Origin of the sequence: Propioniciclava soli, assembly GCF_014858005.1 — a bacterium.
Lineage (GTDB): Bacteria > Actinomycetota > Actinomycetes > Propionibacteriales > Propionibacteriaceae > Propioniciclava > Propioniciclava soli.
In genome coordinates this window covers 1-3,168 of the sequence record NZ_JACYOT010000037.1, presented here as the reverse complement: position 1 = coordinate 3,168, position 3,168 = coordinate 1, and the positions used below count along the sequence as shown (strand labels likewise).

4 protein-coding genes are annotated in these 3,168 nt (G+C 68.7%); all 4 read right to left on the bottom strand.

Annotation, left to right across the window (positions count from 1 at the left end; translation table 11 throughout):
• Positions 1-105 precede the first annotated feature (105 nt).
• A complete protein-coding gene (locus tag IFY26_RS17400) occupies positions 106-1,197 on the bottom strand; it encodes an integrase core domain-containing protein (RefSeq protein WP_232550272.1) in 1,092 nt (363 codons plus the stop codon).
• Complete coding sequence (locus tag IFY26_RS17395) at positions 1,188-1,550, bottom strand: hypothetical protein (RefSeq protein ID WP_131173182.1); 363 nt, start codon at positions 1,548-1,550, stop codon at positions 1,188-1,190. Before IFY26_RS17395 ends, IFY26_RS17400 begins: the two co-directional genes overlap by 10 nt.
• A gap of 17 nt (positions 1,551-1,567) precedes the next feature.
• Complete coding sequence (locus IFY26_RS17390) at positions 1,568-2,239, bottom strand: hypothetical protein (protein WP_232550271.1); 672 nt, start codon at positions 2,237-2,239, stop codon at positions 1,568-1,570.
• A partial coding sequence (locus IFY26_RS17385) for a type IV secretory system conjugative DNA transfer family protein (RefSeq protein WP_232550270.1) occupies positions 2,232-3,168 on the bottom strand: 937 nt, incomplete at its 5' end. The genes IFY26_RS17390 and IFY26_RS17385, both read right to left, overlap by 8 nt.

Sequence of the window (3,168 nt, the reverse complement as noted above, 5' to 3'; positions counted from 1 at the left end):
GGGGTTCATCGGAGGATCTCCCCGGTGTCGGGGTCGACTTGGCTGCCGTCGACCAGGCGGAGGTTTGACCTGTTTCAGCTCAAATGTCGCATTTCGCGGCTTTGATCAGTCCACCCCTGGCGGGTCTGGACGGTGGTTGTGGATCTGATTGTTCCGCCGTTGGCGGTGGTGAGCAAGACGACGCTGGTGGGCGTCGTGCAGGCCCTTGCGGCGGGCGGCGCGGATGGCCTCGCCCCTGCCTTGGTGTTCATCGTCGGGGGTCACGTAGCCGATGCTGGAGTGCAGGCGGACGGTGTTGTACTCGATCTGGATGCGGTCGAGCTCGGCCCGCAGGACGGCCGGGTCGGTGATCGCCAGCAGGTGCGGCCATTCGGCCTTCAGGGTGCCGTTCAACGACTCGATCCACGCCTGATCGGTCGGGGTGGAGGGCCGGCCGAAGTGTTGCGCGATCGCGACCAGGGCCATGAACCGGCGGGTGCCGGTGGCGATCATCTGCGACCCGTTGTCCGATACCGCCAGCAGTAGCGGGGTGAGGCCGTCGTCGGCGTCGGGGTCGACCCGGCCGGTCGCCGCCCGAGCCAGGGCTTCCTTCAGCAGGCCCTCGGATTCCAGGGCCGTGGTGAACGCGGCCTGCACTTGGGTGGTGGTCTCCTCGCTGGATACCAGGTGGGTGAGCCACTTGCGGGACACGAGGTCCTCGATGATCAGCACTCTCGCTCCGCAGCGGGTGAAGTGGGTCGTGTCGTAGATCCATAGGGAATTCGGCTTGTAGGACGCCCAGTCCGGGAACGGCTTGCGTTCCCCGCGGACCGGCCGCGGCAGCGGACGAAAGTGCTTGTCAGACTCGATCAACACCCTGCGCACGGTGGACGGTGATGCCCAGAACCGGCCCACATACGAGCCCCGATGCGCCAGCCGCCGGTGGGAGCGGTCCCGTTCGCCCCACTCGTTGAACACCGCCAGAATCTGCTGAACCTCATCGTCGAGGAGACCGTTGACTGCGACCCCGCCGGGCTTCCGGTCGGCCAGGTCCGTGCGCCGGGCCTGCCAGCGTTCGACCCGCCGCCGGCTGATCTTGAGCACCTCGCACACGGCCTGCAAGCTCCAGCCCTCGCCGACCGCGTGGTCCACCAGACCGAGGAGGCCGGCCTTGCCGACGGCGTCGACACGCACCGGAACAGGCTCGGTCACCGCCATCCGGAGCCCCCTTTTCCCTCCAGCAAGGTGAGCTTGACCGCCAACTCCTTCACCGCCTCCGACAGCCGGGCGACCTCGGCGTTCGCGGCCTCCAACTCGACATCCCGGGGGGTCTTGCCCACCCCGGGTTTCGACGCCGACAAGGCCGCCATCGCGCCCTCCTTGGCGACCTGGCGGAGCTTCATGATCGTCGAACGGTCCACCCCCGCCGCCTCCGCGGCGGCGTTGATGGTCGTCTCGCCACGCACGAGCTGGAGGAAGATCTCGTACTTCACCGACGGCGCCAACAACTTCTTCGCGCGCCGCGTAGGGCTCGCCGGGCTCGCCCCGGCATCCTTGTTCGTCGAGGACATCGACACTCACTCTCGGGTCAGCCAGACCCCCACAGTGTGGTCTGATTCAAACCCCGAAATGCGACACGATCCCTGACGCAAGACAGGTTGGGGCGCGCTGTTGGTTCGGCCAGGAGGGCGGCCCGGTGGTGCTGGGTGAGTTGCTGGGTGAGGGTGGTGACGTCGCTGCCGTAGGCGCGCAGGCGCGTGTCGGCTTCGTTGAGGAGGCGGGCGTGGCGGCCGCGGGCGGGCCAGCTGGGGTGGTTGTCGTCGCACTGGTTCTTCAGGCGGGCTTTCATCCGGTCGATGAAGGCGGGGACGGCGTAGCGGTGCCAGTCCTCGAGCAGGTCGCTGGTGGTCGCGATGCCGGCACGCCGGCGTTGGTCGGCGAGCACGGCAATCTCGTGGACGAGGTGGGGGTGCTGGGGCCAGCAGGAGGGGATCATGCCGGCGTTGGGGTCCCACACGTACTCGCGGTTGAACCAGACCACGAACTCCTCCAGCCAGTCCCACACTTCCTGGCGCAGGAGCGGGTCCTGGCAGGTGGCCGGGTCCCAAGGGCGCGGGAGCAGGGCCGGGTCGCCGAGCATCTCCTTCTGCTGGGCGGTGCCCTCTGCGGCGAGGTAGAGGTCGCGGTAGGCGACGGCCAACAGTGGGGTGTCGGGGGTGGGGAACGCCCACACCAGCGACTTGTCCGGGGTCCTATCCATCGTGGTCGGCCGCCTCGGTCAGCGCGTGACGGCGGGCGTTGGCCAGCGCGGCGAGTTGGCGGGCCTCGATGGAGACCTCGTCAGCACGCGCACGCTCGACGATGGTGCGGGTGGCGTCGAGTTCGGCCAACAGTTGGCGTCCGGTCTTGCCCTCGATGCAGCGCGACAGTTTGGCGATGATCGGGGGTGCGTTCTCGGGGACGACGAGGGCCTGCTTGGTGGGGATCTGCCGGACTTCCTCGGGTTTGAGGATGGCCATGTCCTCCCCGCTGACGCTGCGGCCACCCTTGCCGCCGGTCTGCCAGGTGGTGCGGGCGACGCGGACGCTGCCGACGAGTTCGGAGATCTCTCGGTTGAACCCGCCGTCCTTGCTGCCGCCGAACATGACCAGCACGTTGGTCAGGCCGAGCAGGGCGCGGGCTTCCTGCTCGCCGAACAGGGCGGCGAGCTGCCGCCACGTCTGTGCAGCCCAGATGAACGAGATGCCCAACGCTCGTTCGTTGGCCATCCGGATGCGGAGGGTGGGCAGGGGTGCGGTCGAGGGCAACTCATCGAGGCAGGCCAGCATCGGCGGGCACAGCTTGTTGTGCTCGCTGGCCGTGGCGAGGGCGAGGGCGGTGTCGAGGACGTGTTCGGCCAGGGCGGTCATCAGCGGGCTGGCGCTGGCGTAGGGGTCCTCGCGTCCCAGCAGGTAGATGGTGCCCCCGCGCCGGATGATGTCGGCGATGTCGGTGGCCGGATGCCCCGGACGCAGCATGCAGCGACGGCGGATGTCTGGCTGGAAGAACAAGGTCAACGCTTGCTGGACGGTGGTGATCGTGTTCCCGGCGGTGCGGTCGTCGCCGGTGAGCGCGCCGGTGAGCAGGCCGTGCCAGAACGGGGCGGCGTCGGGGTGCTCGCGCAGGATCTCGGCGGGTTCCTGAGTGGCG

What these genes read in the sequence shown, in the direction of transcription:
- IFY26_RS17400 (WP_232550272.1), bottom strand. Translation starts at nt 1,197, where the DNA reads ATGGCGGTGACCGAGCCTGTTCCGGTGCGTGTCGACGCCGTCGGCAAG.
- IFY26_RS17390 (WP_232550271.1), bottom strand. Translation starts at nt 2,239, where the DNA reads ATGGATAGGACCCCGGACAAGTCGCTGGTGTGGGCGTTCCCCACCCCC.
- IFY26_RS17395 (WP_131173182.1), bottom strand. Translation starts at nt 1,550, where the DNA reads ATGTCCTCGACGAACAAGGATGCCGGGGCGAGCCCGGCGAGCCCTACG.